The organism is Curtobacterium sp. Curtsp22, assembly GCF_059492135.1.
Genome location: NZ_CP168519.1, coordinates 36429 through 59132, shown reverse-complemented (window position 1 = coordinate 59132; position 22704 = coordinate 36429). Strand labels below are relative to the sequence as shown.

Here is a 22704-nt window from a genome sequence, read left to right as displayed (position 1 = left end):
CGTGGCTCGCCCCCGCCCCGCCGGCCCGGCCCGTCCGTGGTCGCCCGGGGCGCGGGGCGCGGGGCGCGGCGGACGCGCGGCGCCCGCAGGGTGCAGAGTGGGCGCGTGACGACGACGACACGCACCCTCTTCCGACGGAAGCCGATCGAGACGATCGACGACGAGACCGGCGGCGACGGCGGCCTGAAACGGCACCTCGGCCTCTGGCAGCTCACCGCGATCGGCATCGGCGGCATCATCGGCGCGGGCATCTTCACCCTCGCCGGCACGGTCGCGCACGGCGTCGCCGGCCCCGCGGTCCTCATCAGCTTCCTCGTCGCCGGTGTCGCGAGCGCCGCCGCTGCCCTGTCGTACGCGGAGTTCGCCGGCCTCATCCCGAAGGCCGGCAGCGCGTACACGTACGGCTACGCGGTCCTCGGCGAGATCGTCGGCTGGTTCATCGGCTGGGATCTGCTGCTCGAGTACACCGCGATCGTGGCGGTGGTCGCGATCGGGATCTCCGGCTACGTCGGGTTCCTCGTCGGCCAGTTCGGCATCGACCTGCCCGCCTGGATGCTCGGCGCACCGGGCACGGGCGACGGCCACGTGATCGACGTGTTCGCGATCATCCTGTGCCTGCTCACCGCGTTCGTCCTCACCCGCGGCATCCGCAGCGCCGCACGGTTCGAGTTCGTGGCCGTCGGCATCAAGGTCGCCCTCGTCGTGCTCATCGTCGTGCTCGGTGTGTTCCACATCAACAGCGCCAACTACTCGCCGTACTTCCCGTTCGGCTTCGGCGGCGTGATGACCGGTGCCGCGACGGTGTTCTTCGCGGTGTTCGGCTACGACGCGATGTCCACCGCCGCCGAGGAGTCCACCGACGCCCGCAAGCACATGCCGAAGGCGATCCTGCTGTCGCTCGGCATCTCGATGGTCCTCTACGTCCTCGCGACCCTGGTGCTCACCGGGATGCAGAAGTACACCGACATCGACCCTGCCTCGGGCTTCTCGTCCGCGTTCGCCTCGGTCGGCCTCGGCGGCGTGGCCAACATCATCGCGGTCGGCGCCATCGTCGGCATCGTCACCGTGCTCGTGACGTTCATGCTCGGTGCGAGCCGCGTCTGGTTCTCGATGAGCCGCGACGGCCTCATGCCGAAGTGGTTCGCGAAGACCGACCCGAAGCGCCACGTGCCGACCCGCGTCACGTGGATCCTGGGCATCGCGTCGGCGATCCTGGCCGGCGTGCTCCCGATCGGGGTCGTGGCCGAGCTGACGAACATCGGCATCCTGCTCGCCTTCGTGGTGGTCTGCTCCGCCGTGATCGTGCTGCGCTACCGCCAGCCCGACCTCGACCGGCAGTTCCGGCTGCCGTTCATGCCGGTGATCCCGATCATCGGCGTCATCGCGTCGCTGTGGCTCGTGACGTTCCTGCAGTGGGAGACGTGGGTGCGCTTCGCGGTCTGGTTCGCGATCGGCCTCGGCGTGTACTTCGGCTACTCCCGTCGGCACAGCAAGCTGGCGACCGGCGAGTCGACGGGCAAGCCGATCGTCTGACCGGACGCGCTACACGTCCCGGCGGTGCTTCCCCTTCGCCGCCGTCGGGTCGGCCATCGGGTGGTTGCGGAACCACCGCAGCAGCTCCCGGGACCGGCCGGTGTCGGCGCTCTGGTCCCCGGAGGTCAGGAAGTCGCTGAAGCCCTCCGGCGTCGCGGCGCCCTCGACGTCGCGGTCGTACGCCATCGACCACTCCGGGAAGCGCCGGGTGTGGATGGACTCCTCGGCGAGGAGCCGCACCTCGTCGTGGCGCTCGTCCGCGAGGATCCGCTGGTACGTCGACAACACCTGCTCGTACGGTCCCTCGAGCAGCTGCATGAACCGCCCGTTGCGGTGGACGAGCAGCCCGGTCAGACCGTCGGCGGTGTTCCGGGCACGGGCGTGGGCGAGCACCTCGTCGAGGGCGTCGTCGTCGAACGGCTCCGTGGCCGCGCTCATGTAGACGAGTGACTGCAGCATGCCGTCGATCCTGCCCGCTCCGGCGCGCCCGCGACTCCCCCAGAACGGGACGCCGGACGCCCTACGACCGGATCTCGCGCACGTTCTGGGCCTGCCACCCCTCGGGGATCGACGCGCGGAAGGCCTGCAGGGCCTCCTCGTAGGTCTGCCCGGTCGCCTCGTGCGGCCTGGTCTCCTTGGAACGGGCGATCGCACGCACGGTGGTCTCGCCGGTGGCCTTGCTCGTGACCGCGTTCACCTGCTGCAGCTCGAACCCGTGCAGGTCCAGGGCCTCGACCGCCGCCGTGCGCGCCGCCTCGATGTTCTCGCCGCTGCCCTCGGCTTCCGTCGTCGCGGTCGAGCGCAGTTCTCCTCGCAGTGTCGTCACCCACCCAGTATCGCGGCCCCCGGACAGGGTCTGTCGCACGCGGGCGCCGCACGCCATCATCGGGAACGCCGATCCGGAGGAGTTCCATGCGCCGCACCACCCTCACCGCCGCACTCGTCGTCAGCGTCGCCGCCGTGGTGTCGTCCCTCGTCGGTGTCGCGCCCGCGCAGGCCGTCGGGATGCCCGCAGCGATGAAGGCGCAGTACGACCACCAGTACGGCACGTTCACCCCGTTCACGAAGTCGGGCAGCCGGAACGCCACGATCGTGCTCCCGCAGAACGCCCGCAGCGGGATCATCGTCGCGACGTTCACCCCGACGACGACGGACACGACCTCGGCCGACGCGGACTTCGAGGTGGACGAGCTGAACAGCAGGGGCGGCCCGACCGGCTCGAACCCGATCGGATTGGCGGGCAAGTACGCGGGGCGTGTGGCGTACGGCACCGACTCGTGGCGGAAGCCGGCGGCGCTCAGGGTGACGGCCAAGGGCCAGTGGACCCTGCGGTTCAGCCAGGTCTCGAGCGCCCCCGCCCTGACGACGTCGGGGCACGGCGACAACGTGATGCTCTACTGGGGCTCCTCCGCCACCCGGCAGTTCCGGTGCACGACGACTCGTGTCGCGACGTGCATGCTCCGCGAAACCCTGCTCCGCAACGACTACGAGACCATCCCCGCCAGCGACAACGGCTCCGGCAAGGACCTCTCGAAGCGGATCACCCTGTCGAAGGGCCCGTCCGTCCTGCAGCTGAACGCCGGCAGCACCTGGTCGATCCGCTGACCCGGCGAGCGCCGGAGGTCGGTGGCACCTGGCACGATTGACCCGTGCCAGCCGCCCCGATGATCGACGCCGTCGACGTCATCCGTTTCGTCGGGCCGCAGGCGTTCGGCCGCGCGCGGGACCTCGTCCGGGCGGGCCTGGTCGACGACGTCGTCTGGCACGACGACGACGGCACCGTCACCGCCTCGGTGTCCGGCTCCGCCGACGACCCGTACGAACTCCGCATCGAGACCACCCCGGCCCGCGGCGAGTTCGTCCGTCCGGTCCGCAGCACCTGCACCTGCCCGTTGGGCGGCGACTGCAAGCACGTCGCCGCCGCCCTGCTCACCGTCAACGCCCGCGCACTCGCCGCAGCCGCCGGCCCGAAGCCGGAACAGCCGGCTCCGCCGCCCTCGGACTGGAGGCACGACCTCGCCCGCCTCGCCGGCGACGACGCGCAGGTGGCCGAGCCGCAGGGCACCCCCATGGGACTGCAGTTCGAGTTGCGTGACGCGGTCTCCGCCCGGCTCGCCTCGCGTGCGCGAGCCGCCGGGCGCGCGCTGCCGACGGCCTCGCGGTCGGTGCGGCTCGGCGTCCGCCCGGTGACCCGCAGCGACGCCGGCAACTGGGTGCGGGGGCAGCTGACGTGGGGCACGCTCCCCTACTCGATGAACCGGCTCGGCCTCTCCCCCGGGCAGCACGCCTGGTTCGTCCAGTTCGCCGCGCTCCACCGCGCCGGGCAGCTCGCCGGGCTCCCGGGCGAGGCCGACTGGATCCACCTCGACGACTTCGGCAGTCCGCTGCTCTGGCCGCTCCTCGCGCAGGCACCGGCCCTCGGCATCGCGTTCGTCACCGGCAAGCGCGAGGGCGGTGCCGTCCTCGGTGCCGAGGCTCGGGTCCTCCTCGACGTCGCCCGGCAGGACGGCGGACTCGTGATCGGTGCGAGCGCGGTCCTCGACGGCCGACCGGCGGCTCCGGGCACGGCCCGGATGATCGGCGACCACGGCGTCTACGTCTTCCGCGAGAGCCCCGAGTTCCACGTCGCGTTCGCCCCGACGGTCACCTCCGTGCCGGAGGACCAGCGGCGCATGCTCGTCGACGGTGCCCGGATCGCGGTTCCGGAGCCCGAGGTCGCCGAGTTCCTCGCCGACTGGTCCCCACGGCTCCGTGGCGCGCTCGGCCTCGTCAGCGCGGACGGCTCCGTCGAGCTGCCCGAGCGCACGCCGCCCGAACTCGTGCTGACGACGACGTTCGAACCGGCCCGGGCGCCCCGGACGGACGACCGCGTCCACCTGCAGTGGCGCTGGCACGTCGACGGGCGGAAGGACCCCGTCGCGCTGCACGGACCCCTCCCGGACCTCGCCGGGCTGCGCGCGGCCGACGACACGGGCGGCCCGACCGGACCCGGCGGCGCACTCGCGTGGTTCGAGGACGGCACGATCGACGGCGCCGACGTCGCGGTGTTCGCGAACGAGCTGCTGCCGGCGCTGCCGGCGCTCGGCGTCCGCACCGTCGTGCAGGGCGAACGCGTCGACTACGAACGGCTGACCGGTCGGCCGCACATCCGCGTGACGACCATGCCGTCGGACAAGCACGACTGGTTCGACCTCGGCATCTTCGTGTCGGTGAACGGCAAGCAGGTGCCGTTCACGCCGCTGCTCCGGGCGCTCGCGAAGCGGGACCGGCGGATGAAGCTCATCGACAACTCGTACCTGTCGTTGTCCGACCCCGCGTTCGACCGGCTGAAGGAGCTCATCGACGAGGCGCGCGACCTCGACGAGTGGGAGCCCGACCAGCCGATGACCGTCACGCCGCTGCAGGCCGGGCTGTGGTCCGAGTTCGACCAGCTGGCCGACGAGACCTCGCACGACGAGCGGTGGGAGGCGATCGCGGCGGGGCTGCTCGGCGCGACGCCGCCGGAGTCGGTGTCCGTGCCGGACTCGGTGCACGCCGAGCTCCGGCCGTACCAGCACACCGGGTACGCCTGGCTGTCGTTCCTGCTGTCGCACGGGGTCGGCGGGGTGCTCGCGGACGACATGGGTCTCGGCAAGACGCTGCAGGTCCTCACGACGATCGCCGCCGCGCGCGAGTCCTCGCCGGACGCGCCGCCGTTCCTCGTCGTCGCGCCGACCTCGGTCGTCGGCAACTGGGCGGCGGAGGCGACCCGGTTCACGCCGTCGCTGAGCGTCACCACGGTCGGCGCGACGACGCTGAAGGACCCCGGGCTCGTCGCACGCGCTGCTGCCGCGTCGGACATCGTCGTGACGTCGTACGCGCTGCTCCGGCTCGACGCGCAGGCGTACACCGACCTCCCGTGGGCGGCCCTCGTCCTCGACGAGGCGCAGTTCGTGAAGAACCCGCAGTCGCAGACGCACCGGGTGGCGGTGGACCTCCGCGCGCCGGTGAAGTTCGCGATCACGGGGACGCCGCTCGAGAACGGGCTGACGGACCTCTGGGCGCTGTTCCACATCGTCGCGCCCGGGCTGCTGTCGTCGTGGTCGCGGTTCGGGGACGACTACGTGAAGCCGCTCGGTTCGCCGGACCTCCGTGGGGCCGCCCGCCAGGAGCTCACCGCGCGGCTCCGACGGCGGATCCGGCCGCTCATGCTCCGCCGGACGAAGGAGAGCGTCGCCGCCGACCTGCCGCCGAAGCAGGAGCAGGTCGTCCGGGTGACGCTCGACCCCGCGCACCGGACCCTGTACGAGACGACGTTGAACCGGGAGCGCCTGAAGGTCCTCGACCTCATCGACGACCTCGCGAAGAACCGGATGATCGTGTTCCGGTCGCTGACCCTGCTGCGGATGCTCGCGCTGTCGCCGGCGCTGGTCGACGGTTCGCGAGAGGACCTGTCCTCCGCGAAGCTCGACCTGCTGCTCGACGAACTCGAACAGCTCGCCGCCGAGGGGCGCCGCGCCCTGGTGTTCAGCCAGTTCACGTCGTTCCTCCGCATGGTGGCCACCGCCCTCGACGACCGGGGGGTCGGCTACGAGTACCTCGACGGCTCGACGAGGCGCCGCCCCGAGGTCATCGACCGCTTCCGGAACGGCACCGCCCCGGCGTTCCTCATCTCGCTCAAGGCCGGTGGCTTCGGGCTGACCCTGACCGAGGCGGACACCGTGTTCGTGCTCGACCCGTGGTGGAACCCGGCCGCCGAGAACCAGGCGGTCGACCGGACGCACCGCATCGGCCAGACCCGGTCGGTGAACGTGCAGCGGTTCATCGCCGAGGACACCATCGAGGAGAAGGTCCTCGCGCTCGCGGCGAAGAAGGCCGAGCTGTTCGCGACGATGATCGACGACGACGCCCTCTTCGCCGAGGACCTCACGGCCGACGACATCCGCTCCCTGCTGGCCTGACGCGGCCGAGGGTCAGCGGGCGAGGGCGTCGATCGCGGCGACCTCGTCGGCGGACAGCTCGATCCGGGCACCGGCGGCGTTCGACCGGATGCGCTCGGGGTTCGACGACTTCGGGATGACGACGAACCCGTGCGCGACGTGCCAGGCGACGAGGATCTGCGCGCTGTCCGCATCGTGTGCGGCCGCGATGTCGACGAGCGTCGGGTCCTGCAGGTTGCTCGCCTTGAAGGGGCTGTAGCCCTCGAGGACGACCCCGCGGGACGCGAGCCCGTCGGCCACGGCGCGGTCGAACTCGACGGGGCTCCACTTGATCTGGTTCACGGCCGGGGTGACCCCGGTGGCGCTGACGAGCTCGTCGATCTGCGCGAGGGAGTAGTTGCTCACCCCGACCGCGCGGGTGAGGCCGTCCGACTGCGCCTGGACGACCTGCTCCCACACGTCCGGGCGTGCCTCGCCGTTCGGCGGCCAGTGCACGAGCCAGAGGTCGAGGTGGTCGAGACCGAGCTGGTCGAGGCTCTCCTCGATGGTCTCCCGCACGCGGTCGGCGTTGTCCGGCGGCAGCTTGGTCGTCACGAAGACGTCGTCGCGGGCGAGTCCGGACTCGGCGACGGCCTTCCCGACGCCGCGCTGGTTGCGGTACCCGGTGGCGGTGTCGATGTGGCGGTACCCGGCCGCCAGTGCTTCGCCGACGGCGGCGGGCGCCTCGGCGTCGGGGATCTGCCAGGTGCCGAAGCCGAGGAGCGGCATCGACCCACCGGTGACGGACACGGACGGGTTCGCGTAATCGGTCATGCACCCGTGTCTACGCCGTGCCCGCGGAACGGTTCAGAGCGAGGCGGTCCACTCGGCGACGGTGACGACGTCGGCCTGTCGCGGGAAGACCTTCTCGGTGAGGACGCGGTGGACCTCCGCGTCGCCGTCGGCACACGCGTCCGAGAGGACCGTCAGCCCGAAGTCGAGGTCGGCCGCCTGGCGCAGCGTCGAGAGGACGACGCCGCTCGTGGCGATCCCGGCGAGCACGAGGTCGCGGACCTCGAGGCCGCGGAGCAGCACCTCGAGGTCCGACCCGGCGAAGGCACTGACGCGGAGCTTCGTCACGACGAGGTCGTCGTCCCCGACCCCGAACGCGCTGTGCACGTCGGTCGATCCCGGGGTCTGGGACCCGATGCGCTCCCGCATCCCGCCGAACATCTTGTTCGTGCGCGCGGCCTCGGGTGCGCCCGGCCGGAACGCCACGCGGACGAAGACCACGGGGATGCCGCGCTCCCGGGCGGCCGAGACCGCTGCCGTCGCCGCAGCCAGGGCCTCGTCCGTGCCGAGTCGTTCGACGATGCTGTTCTGGTAGTCCATGACGAGGAGTGCGGTGCCCACCTCGTGGACGCTACTCCGGCGGGCCGGGCGGCCGACCCTCCGCCGGGGTCCGGGGCGATGTCCGACGTGTCCGGCATCATCGTCGGTGCACTGCACCACCGCACCACCGCTCGCCGCACCACCAGGAGCTCCACCCTCGCATGACGTCCCGCCGACGCCGCACCCGCACCAGCCTCACGTCCGTCCTCGTCGTCCTCGCGCTCGCCGTCGGCGGGTACGCCCTGCACACCGCGGGCATCATCGCGCCCGACGCCGAAGCCGCACCGGCGTCGACCGCCGTGCCGACGGGGACCGACGCCCCCATCATCGAGACGGAACCGGGCGCGCCGGGGACGACCCGCGCCTCCCGAGCCGACGCCGATGCCGCACGGGCGGAACTCGCCGCCCTGCCGGTCAAGGGCAAGGCCCCCGCCACCGGGTACGACCGGGTCGGTGACTTCGGCACCGCGTGGCTCGACGTCGACCGGAACGGCTGCGACACGCGGAACGACGTGCTGGCGCGCGACCTCTCGGCGATCACCCGCCAGGGCCCCTGCCGGGTGCTCACCGGGACGCTCGTGTCGCCGTACACCGGGGCGACGATCGACTTCGTGCGCGGCGAGACGACCTCCACCCTCGTGCAGATCGACCACGTCGTCGCGCTCGAGAACGCCTGGCGGACCGGGGCCCAGCAGCTCTCGCAGCGGGAGCGGGAGTCGCTCGCCAACGATCCGGCGAACCTGTTCGCGGTGGACCAGCACTCGAACGCGCAGAAGCGCTCCGGCGACGCCGCGACCTGGCTGCCGGCGGACAAGTCGTTCCGGTGCACGTACATCGAACACCAAGTGGCGGTGAAGACGAAGTACCGCCTGTGGGTGGCCCCCGCCGAGCACGACGCGATGGTGCGGATCCTGCGGACCTGCTGAGCGCGGCCGCAAGACAACAGGTGTAGCCTATCTCCCGTCGATGCGAATGCATCGTTCGGACTCGCTGCTCCACCGCGGACCCCGAGCCCTTCACCGTCGAAGACCTCAGGAGGCCTCCCATGACCGCAACCAGCTCCCCCACGACCCGCTTCACCGACCGTGTCGTGCTCATCACCGGCGGCGGCTCCGGCCTCGGCCGTGCGACCGCCGTCCGTCTCGCCGCCGAGGGCGCGAAGCTCTCCCTCGTCGACGTCTCCTCCGAGGGACTCGAGGCCTCGAAGGCCGCCGTGCTCGAGACCGCCCCCGGCGCCGAGGTCCTCACCACCGTCGCCGACGTCTCGGACGAGGCCCAGGTCGAGGCCTACGTCACCGCCACCACCGAGCGCTTCGGCCGCATCGACGGCTTCTTCAACAACGCCGGCATCGAGGGCAAGCAGAACCCGACCGAGTCGTTCACCGCCGCCGAGTTCGACAAGGTCGTCTCGATCAACCTGCGCGGCGTGTTCCTCGGCCTCGAGAAGGTCCTGAAGATCATGCGCGAGCAGGGCTCCGGCATGGTCGTCAACACGGCGAGCGTCGGCGGCATCCGCGGCATCGGCAACCAGTCCGGCTACGCCGCCGCCAAGCACGGTGTCGTCGGCCTCACCCGCAACTCGGCCGTCGAGTACGGCCGCTACGGCATCCGCATCAACGCCATCGCCCCCGGCGCCATCTGGACGCCGATGGTCGAGAACTCGATGAAGCAGCTCGACCCGGAGAACCCCCGCAAGGCCGCCGAGGAGTTCATCCAGGTCAACCCCTCCAAGCGCTACGGCGAGGCGCCCGAGATCGCCGCCGTCGTCGCCTTCCTGCTGTCCGACGACGCCTCGTACGTCAACGCCACGGTCGTCCCGATCGACGGCGGGCAGTCCGCCGCGTACTGAGTCACGCAGCCCGGCGCGCGGCCACCTCGGCGTGCGCTGGGCATCGGCCTGGAGGCGCGGCGTACCCCCGCCCCGCGTGGCAGGCTGCGGACATGGCTGAGCAACTCACGGTCCCGCAGGCGTTCGCGCTCCTCCAGATCGAGTCCGACGGGCGGAAGTCCACGGACGTGCAGACCCTCGACGCCGGGCTCGCCGGTGCCGTCCTCGCGGACCTCGCCCTGCGCGGCGTCGTCTCGCTGCAGGACGGCTTCGTCACCGTCGTGAACGGTGCGGCCACCGGCGACGCGGTCCTCGACGGCGTCGTCGGCACCATCGCGGCCGCCGACAAGCCCCGCAAGGCGAAGTGGTGGATCACCCGCATCGGCAAGCGACCGCTGCGCGACGACGTGTTCGCCGGGCTCATCGCACGTGGCCTCATCACGCTCGAACAGGGCAAGACGCTCGGCATCTTCCCCACGACGAAGTACCCGGAGCGCGACGGTGGCCCCGAGGCGCTCCTCCGCGCCGGCATCGGCGACGTCCTCGCCGGGCGTGCCGAACCCACGCCGTTCGCCGCCGCCGTCATCGGCCTGCTCGACGCGACCAGCACGCTCCGCAAGCAGTTCGGCAAGGTCGACCGGGCGCTCGTGAAGCAGGTCACCTCGGGCGGCTGGGCCAGCCCCGCGGTCAAGGCCGTGCTCGAGGACATCCAGACCGCGGCGATCATGGCGACGGTGGCAGCGAGCACCGCGGCGACGACGGCGACGATCTCCTCGAGCTGAGCCCGACCGCCGGCGTCGGCGCCGCGCGAGCACATTTCATTCCGGGCCCGTGACCGTTCCGGTTCGCGATCCCCGGCTCCTCCGAACCAGAACGGCAACCAGTGGGCGCGGTCCACGGTCGCCGTGCTGCGACGTCGTGACGACCCCGTCGACCGTGACAGCATGGTCGATGACCCCCGGGAGGGAACCGCATGAGCACCAACGACCAGACCGGATCCGCCTTCGGCCGCGGCGTCGACAAGACCCCACCGACCGCCGCCGCCGAACTCCGGCGGCGCATGGCGACCTCGCCGGCCGGCTTCCTCCGCAGCGCCGCGTGGGTGCCGTGGCGACCCGCGGACGCTCCGGACGGCGGAAGCGTCGCGCACGTGGTCATCCGCGAGAAGCCGTTCGTCCCCGTGTTCACCGACCCCGCCGAACTCGCCGCTGGCCTGCCCGAGACCGAGGGCCGTCCGGTGTCGATGTCCGAGCTCGTGACGGCGCTGCCGGAGGAATTCGGCATCGTGGTCGACCCGACGAGTGCCGCCGAGGCGAACTTCCTACACGCCGACGTCCTCGCGACGATGCGCGCGCAGATGCAGAGCGGTGTCCACCTCGACGAGGACCCCGACCAGGGCTGACCCCGTCGCCTAGCGGCCGCTCGGACCGGGCTCGACGAGCTCGATGAACCGGGACAGCAGCGACAGCCCGGCGATCGAGGGCGGCAAGCCCGTCGCCAGCGCCGGCGAGTACACGAGGTACGCCGCCCACTTCGCCCGTGACAGCGCCACGTTCAACCGGTTCGGCATGAGCAGGAAGTCGAGCCCGCGCGGGATGTCGGCGGCGCTCGACCCCGCGAGCGACACGATCGACACGACGGCCTCGCGCCCCTGGAACAGGTCCACCGTGCCGACCTGCGTCCCCCGCAGTCCTGCGCGGTCGAGGGCGTCACGGATCACCGCACCCTGGGCGTTGTACGGCGCGACGACGATCACGTCCTCGTCCGTGAGCACGCGTTCGGTGTCACCGTCCACCCATCGTCGACCGACGACGTCCCGCGCGAGGGCGACGACCCGAGCCGCTTCCTCCACCGAGGACGTGGTGTTGCCCGCGTGCACGATCGGCTCCGGGTGGACGCCCGCGTCGATGCCGTCGAGGTGTCGCCCGGACACCATCGACGCGAGCTGCCCGTCGTAGGACAGCGCCGACACCGACGCCGTGAGTGCCGGCTCCATCCGCCGGGTCCGCGCCAGGAAGTACCCGAACGCGTCCGGCAGCACGTGCTGGCCGTCGGCGAGCCAGCCGAGGGCCGACTCGTCGACGGGCTCCGGGTGGGACCCCTGCGACACCTGCGGCAGCTGCTGCGGGTCCCCGAGGAGGAGCAGGCGCGCTGCCGCGATCGAGGACGCGATCGTCGGCGCGAGGGAGAACTGCCCGGCCTCGTCCACCACGAGCAGGTCGAGGGAGCGGCGCGGGATCGTGCCCTCGTTCGCGAATGTCCACGCGGTCCCGCCGACGACCCCGCCCCTGCCGGTCTCGGCGCAGGACGACAGGAACGCAGCCACGGCGGCGTTGTTCTTCACGGGCGTCCACGGTGCCGACTCGACGTCGTCCGGGTCCGCTCCCGCCCGGGGCACCTTCACCACGCGGTCGGCGGGCACCCCGGCCTGCACGACCGACGACAGGAAGTTCTCCGAGGTCGCGTGCGACTGCCCGACGACCCCGACGCGCCAGCCGTACTCACGCACCAGCCGCGCGACGACGTTCGACCCGACGTACGTCTTGCCCGTTCCCGGAGGGCCTTGGATCGCCAAGTACGACCGGTCGAGGCCGAGCAGCGTCGCGACCACGGCCGACACCGTGTCGTCCCCCTGCACGGGCACGATCGGCCCCCGCGGCGGGACCCGGCGGAGCAGGTCGAGCGCCGGATCGGGCAGCATCGCGGGCAGGGCGTCGAGGACCGCTTGTCCCCACTCCGCGATCGCCTCGGGCTGGGGCTTCGCCCGCGGTGGTGCTGCCGGCGCGAGGGCGACCGGGAAGTCCTCGTGCGGCGAGCCGCCGACCGGCAGGCTCTCCTTCACGATCACCTCGAAGCCGTCACCCTCCGCGAACGCGTCCAGCACGACGGCGCGAGCCGACGCGCCCTTCGAACCCGGGGCCGGAGCGGCGATCGACGGCGGGAGCGGGTCGTCGTAGACGAGGTGGGGCGTGCCTCCTGGACGGAGCCGCGAACCGGGCGCGAGCGTCCCCGACAACCGGATCTCTCGGGACTGCGACCGGGCACGCGGCAGCGTGTCCCAGTCGCGCTCGACCGACGCCCGCTCGACGACCAGCACGTCGCGGGTGTCCGCCCACTCGTCCACCGGGTTCCGCAGGCGGTCGAAGTGGTCCTGCCAGAACGTCTTCGCTTCGCGCCGGTGGTAGTCGATCGCGGCTGCGGCGAGCGCCAACGCCGTCTGGTCGGGCGTCCGGTCGAGGGCATCGACCCCGTCGAGCTGTGCGGCGAGCGCCGTGTGCACGGGGTTCGGTTCGCGGTCGACCGGGATCGGCGGGAGGAGCTCGTCCGGTTCGGCAGCGACGGGCGCGGACGAGGTCGCGCGCGCTGTCGCTCGGAGCGACAGGAGCCAGTCGCGCAGACGGAGGGTCGACCGGCAGTCGTAGGCGTTGTAGTCGGCGACCTCGTCGAGCATGTGCTGCCCGGCGGTGGCGTCGCCGTTCCGGAGCTCCTCGACCGCGTCGACGTACGCCGTGATGCTGTCCGCCGCGTTCGTGACGTCGCTCTCGCGGAGATCGTCCCCCATGTACAGCGGCTCGAGCTTCTTGATGGAGTAGCTGCGGCTGCCGACCACGAGCGCCTTGCGCACGATCGGGTACAGGTCGACGAGGACCCCGGCGCGGAGCAGGTCGTCGACGGCTTCCTCCCCGACGCCGTGCCGGGCGGCGAGGGACAGCAGGTGCGTCCGCTCGTACGCCGCGTAGTGGTAGATGTGCATCCCTGGGTACTGCTGCCGCCGCGCCTCGATGAAGGCGAGGAAGTCCAGCAGCGCCTGGCGCTCGTCGCGGATCGTGTGCGCCCAGAACGCCGTGAAGCGCGCCTCGGGGTCGACGAGCCCGAACAGGTAGTCGAGTCCCCAGTGGACGCCGTCCTCGGTGTGGAGCGGGTCCCCCTCGAAGTCGAAGAACACGTCGCCCGGGTCCGGCGTCGGGATCGCGTCGAGCGCGCGGGCGTCGAGCACCTCGAATAGCGGTTTGGTCGGTCCGGTCGCCTGGGCACCGTCGGCTGCGGTCCGCGCGTGCTCGGTGTCGACCTGGAGGCGCGCCTGACGCACCAGCCGCGCTTGCGTCCCGCGCGGGAGACCGGGCACGGCCGTGGTCCGGTCCGCCAGCTCGTCGATCGTCCGCACCCCCTGCCGGATGAGCTTCGTCCGCTGGTCGAGTCGCATGCCCGCGACGAGGACCAGGTCACGGTGCTCGGCGACCTGTGTCGTGCACACGTCGCACCGGCCGCACGACGAGTACCGCGGGTCAGCCCACTGCAGCGGCTCGGTCTCGGCCATCCGCTCGGCGATCACCCGCTGCAGCTCAGCGTGCTGCGTCCGGTACACCGGTGCGATGTCGGCGAGGTCGTGCGTGGTGGTCGTCCGGTCGCCGAGCACGAGGTGGACCTGCTCGCCGGTGGGGATGCCGTGCGCCTGCATCTGCTCGGCGTACGCGGCCAGCTGCAGCAGGGCGCTGATCTTGGCGTGGCGGGCGAGCTTGGTGTCGTACACCTCGTACTGGCCCCGGTCGTTCCGCATGATGAAGTCCGCGAAGCCGATGAAGCCCGGCGCCCCTGCCGTCGGCGGAGCGAAGAAGGTCGGTTGGTAGAGGACGTCCGCACCGGTGCGCATCGCGTCCAGCGCGGCCGCCGCTGCCGACGGGTACTCGGCCGGCGCCGGTCGGTCGAACTCGACGACGTCCCGCGTGTCCTTCAGGATGGCGAGGTAGTCGAGCTCGTGCTGGTCCCCCAGGCGTGCCGTGCGCTCGAGCATGTCGTCGTGCGACTCGGGCAGCGGTTCGCCCCGGCCGAGCTTGACGTCCATGCGCCGGAGGAACGCCCACTCGCAGGCCGCCCACGTCGAGAGGTCGCTCGGGCTGAGCAGGACCTGCCCGTCGCCGCCGATCTGCATCCGTCTCCCCCGTCTCCTCGGTGCCCTGCGAGCCTAGGCCCGCCCGCCGACACCGTCCGTCCGGACGAAGCGCAGCCCCTCGTAGCCGTCCCGGGACACCCACGCCGTGAAGTCCGCGAGCGCCCGCACCCAGTGCCCGTGCTCCCCGTAGAGCGCCTGGTACACGACCACCGGCTCCTCGGTCTCGACGTCCCGCGCCACGAGCACCACCTCGTACTCGCCGCCCTTGAAGTGCCGGTACCGTCCAGGCGTCACGTCGTCGACCATGCTCCCGATGCTAGGGCCGCCGCGGTCCCTAGACTCGGCTCCATGACCGAGCCGGCACGCACCGAACGTGGCTTCGACCGGCTCGTGGACCTCCGACGCGACCGTCGCGATCACGATCACGATCAGGATCCTCCCGCTCGTCGACCTGGCCGGCGCTCCTCGAGTTCTTCATCACGTTCTGGGTCATCGCCCGCTTCTGGACGCTGCACCACCAGGTGTTCGAGCACGTCCGCTCGTACAACATCCGCGTGATGCAGCTCAACTTCGTGTGGCTCGTGAGCATCGCGTTCCTGCCCTTCGCCGCGAACCTGCTCAACACCGAGGTCGAGGGCGACCGGGTCGCACACGCCCTCTAGCTGGGCAGCATGGTCGTGACGAGCCTCACGCTGACCGCGATCGAGTGGGAGCTCCGCCGCTCCCCGGAGCTGCTGTCCTCGCCGCTCGGCGACTGGCGGAAGGGCCCGATCGCCGCCGTGCTGCTCGCCCTCGCGCTCGTCCTCTCGATGATCTTCCCGTCGATCGGCCTGTACCGGGTGCTCCTCCTGGTCCTGCAGGGCACGCTGGGCCGACTGCTGCCGAAGCCCCGCACCTGACCCGACCGAACCGGACGCCGCCCGGATGCCGCGGCCCGTCACACGCGGTCATGTCGATGCTCCCGAGCACCTGAGGACGTACCGTCACGACATGACCGTCGCCGCAGCAGTCGCCGTCCTCGTGGGAGTCCTCGCACTCGCCACGGCCCTCGGCCTGCTCCTGCGCGCGCGGACCGGCCGGGCCCGCCCCACGGGGACGAACGACACCCGCACCAGCACCACCGCCGATCCGACGACCGCCGACCTCGCCCCCGCCGAGGCCTTCGGCACCGAGGCCACCCTCGTCCAGTTCTCCACGCCCACCTGTGCCCGCTGCCCGGCCACCCGTCGCCAGCTCGACGCCGTCGCCGCCGAGCACCCCGGCGTCACCCGTCTCGAGATCGACCTCGCGGAACGCCCCGAGCTCGCCGGACGCTTCGCGGTCATGCAGACCCCCACGGTCCTGCTCCTCGACCGAGGACGCGCGGTGCACACCCGGTTCGGCGGCCCGCCACGACCCGCCGAGCTCACCGCAGCCCTCGACGCCGTCCTGCCAGCACCAACAGCAGCAGCACCAGCAACGACCCCCGGAGACGAGTCCCCATGACCGCCACGAACGACCCCGACCGCGGCATCGACCCCCGTTCCCCGAGGTTCGGCGCCGCCATCACGACCGTCCTCCTCGCGGCGACGATCGTCCTCACCCTGATCCCCGCGACGGGGCCGATCGGCATCGCACTGCTCGCCGTCATCGTCGTGTTCTTCGCCATCGGCGGCATCGCCGGCATCCGTCGCCACCCCTACGGCGCGCTGTTCCGCCGGCTCGTCCGCCCGAGGCTCGGCCCGCCCGCCGAGCTCGAGGCCCCGGAACCCCCGACCTTCGCCCAGCAGGTCGGCCTCGTCATCACGGCCCTCGCCCTCGTGCTCGCGCTCGTCGGCGTCCCGTTCGCGGCCCCCGTCGGTGCCGCGATCGCGCTCGTCGCCGCGTTCCTCAACGCCGTCTTCGACGTCTGCATCGGCTGCCTCCTCTACGTGTGGCTGGTCCGCGCAGGCGTCTTCCGCCGGCGGTCCGCGGTCTGACCGCGGGCCTGGAGGCGCGACCCGCCCCCGCGACGCAGGTCGCGTCGTCGAGGTGACCCGCGCCTCCTGGCACGCGTGCCCCGTCTCGTAGGCTGACCGCATGGGGGACCACACCACACCACTGCTCAAGAAGGTCGCGACCTACCTCGCCGATAACGAGAACTCCGGCGCGGCCGACATCATCCTCGGCTACTCGCCCCCGACCAGCTCCCGCCCGAGCCGCCGGATCGAGGTCGGCGGACGCCTCACCCTCACGCCCGAGGTCATCTGGTTCCACGCCCACCCGCTCAACTTCGCCCGCTCCGACTTCGGGATCCCCGTCGAGGAGATCGCCCGACTCGACGACGTGTCGAGCGGCCTGCGGAAGAAGGTCCGGATCACCCTGCGGAGCGGGATCGAGCCGACCTTCCTGATGTGGGGCATCCCCCGGTTCATCGAGGCGGTCGAGCAGGCGCGCAGCGCGCTCTGAACGGACGGACTGGAGGCGCGGCTCGCCTCCGCCCCACAGGTGGCGGCGGAGGATCCCCCCACGACATCCTCCGCCGCCACGACTCGAGCGCGCGTCGGCTCAGTGCGTCGCGAGCGCCTGCTCGCTCAGCGCGACCAGGTCGTCCGCGCGGAGACGCGGCCACCCGTGCAGGAGCTCGCGCCACTCGGCCGGCAGCGCGGCCGCGCCGTACAGCGCACCCGCGAGCCCGCCGGCGATCGCAGCCACGGTGTCGGTGTCGTTCCCGGTCCGGACCGCGCGGACGAGGGCGTCCTCGAGCGACGAACTCCGCTTGACCGCCGAGTACGCGGCCTGCATCGCGGACACGACCCACCCGTTCGAGTCCGTGAAGTCGACCGGCTCGGAGTGCTCTGCCGTGACGAGCCGGTCCACCCACAGCCGACGCTTCTCGAGGTCGAGCAGGTCGAGGCCCCGCAGCACGTCGAGCTCGCCGGTGAGCACCGCGTGCCGGATCGCCACGCACCAGAGCACGCACGCGTCCCCGGCGTCCGACTCGTAGTGCGTGAGGTCGCTGATCGCCCGGGCGGCCTCGGCGAGCCGGAGTTCCTCGTCGGCCGCGTCGGTCAGGTACCCGAGCACGAGCGGTGCCGTCCGCATGAGCGATCCGTTGCCGGCCGACTGCCCCTTGTACTCGTGTTCCTGCCGGGCCGCAGCGCGTGCGTGGGAGGCGACCCGCGCCTCCAGGCCGGTGAGGACGTTGCGTGTCTGGATGCCGACGTCGGGCGCGGTGACCGCCCACGCTGCCCAGGCCGCGACGAGGCCGTCGAGCGCTTCCTCGGATGCCGGGTCGCCGCCGCGCGCGAGCGTGCGGAGGATCGGGACGGCCATGCTCGTGTCGTCCGTCCACTCCCCCGGAGCCCAGCCGAACGAGCCGCCGCCGGCCATCCGGATCGGGGTGGGTTCGGGGACGGCGGGGCGGAACTCGTAGCCGGCGCCGAGCGCGTCGCCCGCGGCGGAGCCGATGACGGCGCCGATCGCCCGGTCGGTCTGTTCGGTGGTCAGCATGGCCGTCTCCTCAGGTTTGCGCGGAATTGCGTAAATCCGAGTCTGCACGATCGTCGCAGTTTGCGCAAGTGTGCGTAAACTCGCTGTCGTGAGTTCATCGGAGTACCGCGATCCTTCCGGCAAGCGCCTGGTCGACTACCCGCGACCGTCCGTCGCTGTGGACACAGCGGTCCTGAGCGTGCCTGTGGGGGGATCGCTGTCCGTCCTGCAGGTGTGCGACGCGACCGACGGCGACTGGCGGCTGCCGGGGACGTTCGTGCACGAGGGCGAGCGGTTGGCGGCGGCGGTCCTGCGGTCACTGTCCGACAAGGCCGGCGTGACGGGGCTGGCGCCGACGCAGCTGCACGTGTTCGACGACCCTGCGCGGGACGACCGGGGATGGGTGCTGTCGGTGGCGCACCTCGACGTGGTGCCCTTCTCAGCGCTGTCGTCGTCGCTGAATCCGTCACAGGCGCGGCTGGTCCCGGTCGACACCGCGACGGGGATGGTGCACGGGCACGACGACATCGTGGCGTTCGCGGTGGCCTCCTTGCGGGCGTCGTACGCTGCGGCACCCGATCCGCGAGGCCTCCTGGCCGAGCCGTTCACGATGTCGGAACTGCGGCACGTGCACGAGGCCGTCCGTGGCGAGCGGCTCCTGCCCGACTCGTTCCGCCGGGCGATGCTGCCGCTGCTCGTCGACACGGGGTCGCGCGCTGCCGCGGGCCCGGGCAAGCCGGCGACCCGGTACCGGCGCGCCTGAGGTCCCCTTGGTGAGCAGAAACGGTCGGGTCCGAGGCGCCGACCCGACACTTTCTGCTCACGGAACGCGCCGACGAAACACGAAAGTAACTTGCAGCACTGGCGAGTGTCGGTGCAATGCGCTTTCATGGAGCGCATGACGATCGCTGACCGTACCGACCGCGCCGACGCGTTCGCCCTCGTCCGGACCCAGTCCGGCGCGATGCCGACGAGCATGCGCGCGATCGCCGACGCCGTCCTCGACGACCCCGGCACCGCGGCCACCACGAGCGCCGCCGAGCTCGCCGACCGCGCCGGGGTGTCCCCCGCGACCGTCTCCCGCTTCGCCCAGCACCTCGGGTTCGCGAACTTCGCCGCACTCCAGCGCAGCATGACCCGGGCCGTCGAGCGGGGCATCCACGAGCGCCGCGAGACCGAGATCCACGCGGGCGTCAGCGTCGACGACGACGTCACCACCGTGATCGCGAAGGTCACCGAGGACGTCCGCGCCGTGATGAGCGACACCCGCGCCACGCTCGACCCGTTCGCCCTCGAAGCCGCAGCGGTCCGCATCAGCGAGGCCCGACGGGTCGTCCTGTACGGCGTGGGCGCGAGCGGCATCGTCGCCCGCGACCTCCACCTCAAGCTCGAACGCATCGGCATCGCGAGCTCGATCGCGGACGACCCGCACAACGCCCTGACCCTCGCGAGCGTCCTCGGCCCGAAGGACGTCCTCGTCATCACGAGCCACTCCGGCACCACGGTCGAGGCGCTCGAGGTCGCCACCGTCGCGCGCGGGAGCGGCGCCGCCGTCGTCGCGATCACCGGCCACGCCACTTCGCCGCTGACCCACCACACCGACCACGTCCTGCTGGGCGTCGCCGGTGCCGAGAGCGACCTCCGTCCTGCCGCGATGGGCAGCCGGATGAGCCAGCTCGCCATCGTCGACGCCCTGTTCATCGTCGTCGCCCAGCGCACCGACGAACGCTCCCGCCCGCTCCTCGCACGCAGCCGCCACGCGGTCCGCACGCACCACCGTTCCTGAATCGAGCACCATGCACCACCACGACGACCTCCGCGAGGAGCTGCAGCACCTCGCGACCGAGGCCACCGATTCGTCCCTCGACGACATCGACCTCGTCTCCACCCTCGAGGCTGCCCAGCGCATGAACGCGCTCGACCGCAGCGTGCCCGCGGCACTCGAGCCGTGCCTCCCGGCCATCGCCCTCGCCGCCGACTCGATCGCCGCAGCGTTCTCGCGCGGCGGCCGCCTGATCTACGTCGGTGCCGGCACGCCGGGCCGGCTCGGCGTCCTCGACGCGAGCGAGTGCCCGCCCACCTTCGGTACGGACCCCGCGCAGGTCGTCGGCGTCATCGCCGGCGGTTCCGTCGCCCTCACCACCGCCGTCGAAGGCGCGGAAGACGACGAAGCAGCCGCCGTCCGCGACCTCGACGCGCTCGGCCTGACGGCCGACGACGTGGTCGTCGGGATCAGCGCGTCCGGCAGGACCCCCTACGTCATCGCGGCCATCCTGGAGGCGCGGCGCAGGTCCGCCTTGTCCGTCTCCGTCGCGTGCAACCCCGACTCGGCCGCGGGGCGGGAAGCCGACATCGCCATCGACGTGGTCGTCGGTCCCGAATTCATCGCCGGGTCGACCCGCCTGAAGGCGGGGACCGCGCAGAAGCTCGTGCTGAACATGCTCACGACGCTGGCGATGGTGCGCAGCAACAAGACGTACGGCAACCGGATGGTCGACGTGCGGGCGACGAACGAGAAGCTCGTCGCGCGGTCGTTCTCGCTCGTACAGGACGTGACCGAGGCTGCTCCGGCCGAGGTCGCTGCTGCCCTCGATGCTGCGGACGGCGAGGTCAAGACGGCCATCGCGATGATCCTCACCGGGTCGCCAGCATCCGTCGTCCGTTCTCGGCTCGCTGCTGCCGACGGCTCCTTGCGCGCCGTCATTTCCTGATCTTTCCCGTTCGTCCTTCCTTCCCCCGAGGAGCACCATCAATGACCGATGCACAGCAACTCGCACAACAGATCCTCGACACCGTCGGTGGGTCCTCGAACATCGCCGACGTCGAGAACTGCATGACCCGGCTGCGGGTCGAGGTGGCTTCTCCTTCCTCTGTTGATCTGCCCGCTCTCCAGGCCACCGAGGGCGTCATGGCCGCCATCGCGGCCGGCTCGAACCTGCAGATCGTGCTCGGGCCGGGGTTGGTGGACCGGGTGGCTGATTCGCTCGAGTCGTTGCGTGCTGCTCCTGGTCCGGGTGCGTCCCCGGCTTCGGTGTCGCCCGAGGAGCTGGCGGCGCGGGGCGCGTCGATCAAGGCATCCGCCCGTGCCCGTTCCGACGGCCGCACCATGCGTGCCATCCGTCGCATCTCGGCCATCTTCATCCCGCTCATCCCCGCGCTGATCGCCTGCGGGCTCATCGCCGGGATCAACGGCATCCTGACGAACCTCGGGTGGCTGCCCGGGGTGACACCGTTCCTCGGCGTGCTGTCCTCCGGGTTCCTGTCCCTGCTCGCCGTGTTCGTCGGGATGAACGCCGCGAAGGAGTTCGGCGGGACGCCCATCCTCGGCGGTGCCGTCGGCGGCATCATCGTCGCTGCCGGTGTCGCGAACGTCACCGTGTTCGGCGAAACTCTGGCGCCCGGGCAGGGCGGTGTGCTCGGAGCGCTGGCGGGCGGCATCCTCGCGGCGTACGTGGAGCGCTTCATGCGGAAGGTCACGCCCGACGTCATCGCGCTCATCGTCGTGCCGACCGTGACCGTGCTCGTCGCCGGGTCCGTGACGCTCGGCATCCTGATGTCCGTCGCCGGCGTCGTCTCCGTCGCCATCGGCACCGCGGCGACCTGGCTGCTCGCGAACGGCGGGGCCTTCGCCGGCTTCATCCTCGGCGGGCTCTTCCTGCCGCTCGTCATGACCGGCATGCACCAGGGACTCATCCCGATCCACGCCACACTCATCGAGCAGACCGGGTGGACCGTGTTGCTCCCCGTGCTGGCCATGGGCGGTGCCGGGCAGATCGGTGCGTGCATCGCGCTGTGGGTACGGTTCCGGTCGAACGCCTCACTCGTGCGGACGATCCGCGGTGCACTGCCAGCCGGGTTCCTCGGGGTCGGCGAGCCGCTGATCTACGGTGTGACGCTCCCCCTCGGGCGGCCGTTCATCACCGCATGCATCGGTGGGGCGTTCGGTGGCGGGGTCGTCGGGCTGTTCGATCAGCTCGGGCACTCCGTCGGGGCGATCGCCATCGGGGCGTCGGACTTGTCGCTCATCCCGCTGTTGAACGGGTCCTCCGGCTACGGCTGGGCGTTGCTCGGGTACGGCTCGGGGCTCGTGGTGGCGTACGTCGTGGGGTTCGTGGCGACGATGGTGTTCGGCGTGTCGGAGTCGGTGAAAGCCGACCTCGAGGCGGAGTCAGCGGCACCTGTCAGCGAGGTGGCACCGCAAGGAACCACGCTCGAACTCCCCGTCGCCCAGTACCGGAACTGAGAAAGTGAACCGCAGAAGACTGCGCCTTTGCAATATTCGCATAGTCGGCTCGACTCCAATCCTATCGGAGCGCCAGTTCTCCGGGTTCACTCACGTCGCCGACGGCAGGGCAGTCTTCGACCCCAACGGGCTCAAGCACAAGGGCGGCGCGCCCACGCCAACGCCACGCCCTCAGCCTTGATCCGTGACTCGACGACCGTAGGTCGCCACTAAATCGCCGATAGGTGAGCGAACCGTACGCAAACGTCTATTGTCCGAGTATCATCTTCGCGACCTGATTCGCGCCGCTAACCGGATTTCCTGAACTAATCAGTCCATCCAGCGAAAGGTTAACTCTGAAGCGCACCGACCCCTCGACAACATGGCGATGCGCCGCAACATGTTGCGCCCATCCACACCGGCGCGTCAGATCTGGGTGATCGCGCGTCGCAGGCGCGCGGTTCTCGGCCTCACGCGCCGAAGAGGTTCT

General features: G+C 71.5%; 23 protein-coding genes. 16 read left to right on the top strand and 7 right to left on the bottom strand.

What is annotated here, in order from left to right:
* The first annotated feature begins 105 nt into the window (after positions 1 to 105).
* Entirely contained in the window at positions 106 to 1533 is a 1428-nt protein-coding gene (locus tag ACEN8D_RS00265) for an amino acid permease (protein WP_413400145.1), read from the top strand.
* 9 nt (positions 1534 to 1542) lie between these two features.
* Here the strand turns inward: ACEN8D_RS00265 and ACEN8D_RS00260 are convergent, their stop codons facing one another.
* Together ACEN8D_RS00260 and ACEN8D_RS00255 are read right to left on the bottom strand one after the other, a co-directional pair.
* Positions 1543 to 1992 (bottom strand): BLUF domain-containing protein, encoded by a 450-nt coding sequence (locus ACEN8D_RS00260; RefSeq protein WP_413400146.1) that lies wholly within the window; start codon positions 1990 to 1992, stop codon positions 1543 to 1545.
* Positions 1993 to 2053: 61 nt separating this feature from the next.
* Positions 2054 to 2359, bottom strand: a complete 306-nt coding sequence (locus ACEN8D_RS00255) for a hypothetical protein (RefSeq protein ID WP_413461857.1) — start codon at positions 2357 to 2359, stop codon at positions 2054 to 2056.
* An 86-nt stretch (positions 2360 to 2445) separates the two neighbouring features.
* Here ACEN8D_RS00255 and ACEN8D_RS00250 point away from each other — a divergent pair, with 86 nt between their 5' ends.
* Entirely contained in the window at positions 2446 to 3138 is a 693-nt protein-coding gene (locus ACEN8D_RS00250) for a hypothetical protein (protein ID WP_413400325.1), read from the top strand.
* A 44-nt stretch (positions 3139 to 3182) separates the two neighbouring features.
* Entirely contained in the window at positions 3183 to 6473 is a 3291-nt protein-coding gene (locus ACEN8D_RS00245) for a DEAD/DEAH box helicase (RefSeq protein ID WP_495601106.1), read from the top strand.
* A 12-nt stretch (positions 6474 to 6485) separates the two neighbouring features.
* On the opposite strand, the gene ACEN8D_RS00240 is transcribed toward ACEN8D_RS00245, so the two are convergent.
* A complete protein-coding gene (locus tag ACEN8D_RS00240; RefSeq protein WP_413398576.1) occupies positions 6486 to 7265 on the bottom strand; it encodes an aldo/keto reductase in 780 nt (259 codons plus the stop codon).
* A gap of 33 nt (positions 7266 to 7298) precedes the next feature.
* A complete protein-coding gene (locus ACEN8D_RS00235) occupies positions 7299 to 7844 on the bottom strand; it encodes a cysteine hydrolase family protein (protein WP_413398577.1) in 546 nt (181 codons plus the stop codon).
* 140 nt (positions 7845 to 7984) lie between these two features.
* On the opposite strand from ACEN8D_RS00235, the gene ACEN8D_RS00230 reads away from it, so the two are divergent.
* The 4 genes from ACEN8D_RS00230 to ACEN8D_RS00215 all read left to right on the top strand — a co-directional run bounded on the left by ACEN8D_RS00230 (position 7985) and on the right by ACEN8D_RS00215 (position 11053).
* Positions 7985 to 8749 (top strand): HNH endonuclease family protein, encoded by a 765-nt coding sequence (locus ACEN8D_RS00230; protein WP_413398579.1) that lies wholly within the window; start codon positions 7985 to 7987, stop codon positions 8747 to 8749.
* A 119-nt stretch (positions 8750 to 8868) separates the two neighbouring features.
* Positions 8869 to 9672, top strand: coding sequence for an SDR family oxidoreductase (locus tag ACEN8D_RS00225; protein WP_413398580.1), 804 nt, complete (start codon positions 8869 to 8871; stop codon positions 9670 to 9672).
* A 92-nt stretch (positions 9673 to 9764) separates the two neighbouring features.
* Positions 9765 to 10433, top strand: coding sequence for a GOLPH3/VPS74 family protein (locus ACEN8D_RS00220; protein ID WP_413398581.1), 669 nt, complete (start codon positions 9765 to 9767; stop codon positions 10431 to 10433).
* Between the two features lie 191 nt (positions 10434 to 10624).
* Positions 10625 to 11053: an SseB family protein gene (locus ACEN8D_RS00215; protein ID WP_309886758.1), complete on the top strand. Its 429-nt coding sequence runs from the start codon at positions 10625 to 10627 to the stop codon at positions 11051 to 11053.
* A 9-nt stretch (positions 11054 to 11062) separates the two neighbouring features.
* On the opposite strand, the gene ACEN8D_RS00210 is transcribed toward ACEN8D_RS00215, so the two are convergent.
* Positions 11063 to 14581, bottom strand: coding sequence for a TM0106 family RecB-like putative nuclease (locus tag ACEN8D_RS00210; RefSeq protein WP_413398583.1), 3519 nt, complete (start codon positions 14579 to 14581; stop codon positions 11063 to 11065).
* Between the two features lie 33 nt (positions 14582 to 14614).
* Positions 14615 to 14848 (bottom strand): DUF1653 domain-containing protein, encoded by a 234-nt coding sequence (locus ACEN8D_RS00205; RefSeq protein ID WP_413398585.1) that lies wholly within the window; start codon positions 14846 to 14848, stop codon positions 14615 to 14617.
* Between the two features lie 170 nt (positions 14849 to 15018).
* Here ACEN8D_RS00205 and ACEN8D_RS00200 point away from each other — a divergent pair, with 170 nt between their 5' ends.
* The 5 genes from ACEN8D_RS00200 (at position 15019) to ACEN8D_RS00180 (ending at position 16969) form a co-directional block, all read left to right on the top strand.
* Positions 15019 to 15204 (top strand): TMEM175 family protein, encoded by a 186-nt coding sequence (locus tag ACEN8D_RS00200; protein WP_413461375.1) that lies wholly within the window; start codon positions 15019 to 15021, stop codon positions 15202 to 15204.
* Between the two features lie 9 nt (positions 15205 to 15213).
* On the top strand, positions 15214 to 15441 hold the full coding sequence (locus tag ACEN8D_RS00195) for a hypothetical protein (protein WP_413398587.1): 228 nt from the start codon (positions 15214 to 15216) through the stop codon (positions 15439 to 15441).
* A 91-nt stretch (positions 15442 to 15532) separates the two neighbouring features.
* Positions 15533 to 16027, top strand: a complete 495-nt coding sequence (locus tag ACEN8D_RS00190; RefSeq protein WP_413398589.1) for a thioredoxin family protein — start codon at positions 15533 to 15535, stop codon at positions 16025 to 16027.
* Entirely contained in the window at positions 16024 to 16500 is a 477-nt protein-coding gene (locus tag ACEN8D_RS00185; protein ID WP_413461373.1) for a DUF4395 domain-containing protein, read from the top strand. The genes ACEN8D_RS00190 and ACEN8D_RS00185 overlap by 4 nt, the downstream gene beginning before the upstream one ends.
* Positions 16501 to 16600: 100 nt before the next feature.
* Positions 16601 to 16969, top strand: a complete 369-nt coding sequence (locus ACEN8D_RS00180; RefSeq protein WP_413398593.1) for a hypothetical protein — start codon at positions 16601 to 16603, stop codon at positions 16967 to 16969.
* Positions 16970 to 17068: 99 nt separating this feature from the next.
* Here ACEN8D_RS00180 and ACEN8D_RS00175 read toward each other — a convergent pair whose 3' ends face one another.
* Complete coding sequence (locus ACEN8D_RS00175) at positions 17069 to 18013, bottom strand: ADP-ribosylglycohydrolase family protein (protein WP_413398858.1); 945 nt, start codon at positions 18011 to 18013, stop codon at positions 17069 to 17071.
* Between the two features lie 88 nt (positions 18014 to 18101).
* Here ACEN8D_RS00175 and ACEN8D_RS00170 point away from each other — a divergent pair, with 88 nt between their 5' ends.
* The 4 genes from ACEN8D_RS00170 to ACEN8D_RS00155 all read left to right on the top strand — a co-directional run bounded on the left by ACEN8D_RS00170 (position 18102) and on the right by ACEN8D_RS00155 (position 22235).
* The gene (locus ACEN8D_RS00170) at positions 18102 to 18755 is read left to right on the top strand and encodes an NUDIX hydrolase (protein WP_413398857.1); all 654 of its coding nucleotides are present in this window, start codon (positions 18102 to 18104) and stop codon (positions 18753 to 18755) included.
* A gap of 135 nt (positions 18756 to 18890) precedes the next feature.
* Positions 18891 to 19778, top strand: a complete 888-nt coding sequence (locus ACEN8D_RS00165) for a MurR/RpiR family transcriptional regulator (protein ID WP_413398856.1) — start codon at positions 18891 to 18893, stop codon at positions 19776 to 19778.
* A gap of 10 nt (positions 19779 to 19788) precedes the next feature.
* The gene (gene murQ, locus ACEN8D_RS00160; RefSeq protein ID WP_261646278.1) at positions 19789 to 20703 is read left to right on the top strand and encodes an N-acetylmuramic acid 6-phosphate etherase; all 915 of its coding nucleotides are present in this window, start codon (positions 19789 to 19791) and stop codon (positions 20701 to 20703) included.
* A gap of 41 nt (positions 20704 to 20744) precedes the next feature.
* On the top strand, positions 20745 to 22235 hold the full coding sequence (locus ACEN8D_RS00155) for a PTS transporter subunit EIIC (protein ID WP_413398855.1): 1491 nt from the start codon (positions 20745 to 20747) through the stop codon (positions 22233 to 22235).
* The last annotated feature ends 469 nt before the right edge of the window (positions 22236 to 22704 follow it).

What these genes read in the sequence shown, in the direction of transcription:
- ACEN8D_RS00155 (WP_413398855.1), top strand. Translation starts at nt 20,745, where the DNA reads ATGACCGATGCACAGCAACTCGCACAACAGATCCTCGACACCGTCGGT.
- ACEN8D_RS00190 (WP_413398589.1), top strand. Translation starts at nt 15,533, where the DNA reads ATGACCGTCGCCGCAGCAGTCGCCGTCCTCGTGGGAGTCCTCGCACTC.
- ACEN8D_RS00185 (WP_413461373.1), top strand. Translation starts at nt 16,024, where the DNA reads ATGACCGCCACGAACGACCCCGACCGCGGCATCGACCCCCGTTCCCCG.
- ACEN8D_RS00180 (WP_413398593.1), top strand. Translation starts at nt 16,601, where the DNA reads ATGGGGGACCACACCACACCACTGCTCAAGAAGGTCGCGACCTACCTC.
- murQ (WP_261646278.1), top strand. Translation starts at nt 19,789, where the DNA reads ATGCACCACCACGACGACCTCCGCGAGGAGCTGCAGCACCTCGCGACC.
- ACEN8D_RS00220 (WP_413398581.1), top strand. Translation starts at nt 9,765, where the DNA reads ATGGCTGAGCAACTCACGGTCCCGCAGGCGTTCGCGCTCCTCCAGATC.
- ACEN8D_RS00165 (WP_413398856.1), top strand. Translation starts at nt 18,891, where the DNA reads ATGACGATCGCTGACCGTACCGACCGCGCCGACGCGTTCGCCCTCGTC.
- ACEN8D_RS00240 (WP_413398576.1), bottom strand. Translation starts at nt 7,265, where the DNA reads ATGACCGATTACGCGAACCCGTCCGTGTCCGTCACCGGTGGGTCGATG.
- ACEN8D_RS00260 (WP_413400146.1), bottom strand. Translation starts at nt 1,992, where the DNA reads ATGCTGCAGTCACTCGTCTACATGAGCGCGGCCACGGAGCCGTTCGAC.
- ACEN8D_RS00215 (WP_309886758.1), top strand. Translation starts at nt 10,625, where the DNA reads ATGAGCACCAACGACCAGACCGGATCCGCCTTCGGCCGCGGCGTCGAC.
- ACEN8D_RS00175 (WP_413398858.1), bottom strand. Translation starts at nt 18,013, where the DNA reads ATGCTGACCACCGAACAGACCGACCGGGCGATCGGCGCCGTCATCGGC.
- ACEN8D_RS00195 (WP_413398587.1), top strand. Translation starts at nt 15,214, where the DNA reads ATGGTCGTGACGAGCCTCACGCTGACCGCGATCGAGTGGGAGCTCCGC.
- ACEN8D_RS00205 (WP_413398585.1), bottom strand. Translation starts at nt 14,848, where the DNA reads ATGGTCGACGACGTGACGCCTGGACGGTACCGGCACTTCAAGGGCGGC.
- ACEN8D_RS00225 (WP_413398580.1), top strand. Translation starts at nt 8,869, where the DNA reads ATGACCGCAACCAGCTCCCCCACGACCCGCTTCACCGACCGTGTCGTG.
- ACEN8D_RS00250 (WP_413400325.1), top strand. Translation starts at nt 2,446, where the DNA reads ATGCGCCGCACCACCCTCACCGCCGCACTCGTCGTCAGCGTCGCCGCC.
- ACEN8D_RS00230 (WP_413398579.1), top strand. Translation starts at nt 7,985, where the DNA reads ATGACGTCCCGCCGACGCCGCACCCGCACCAGCCTCACGTCCGTCCTC.
- ACEN8D_RS00210 (WP_413398583.1), bottom strand. Translation starts at nt 14,581, where the DNA reads ATGCAGATCGGCGGCGACGGGCAGGTCCTGCTCAGCCCGAGCGACCTC.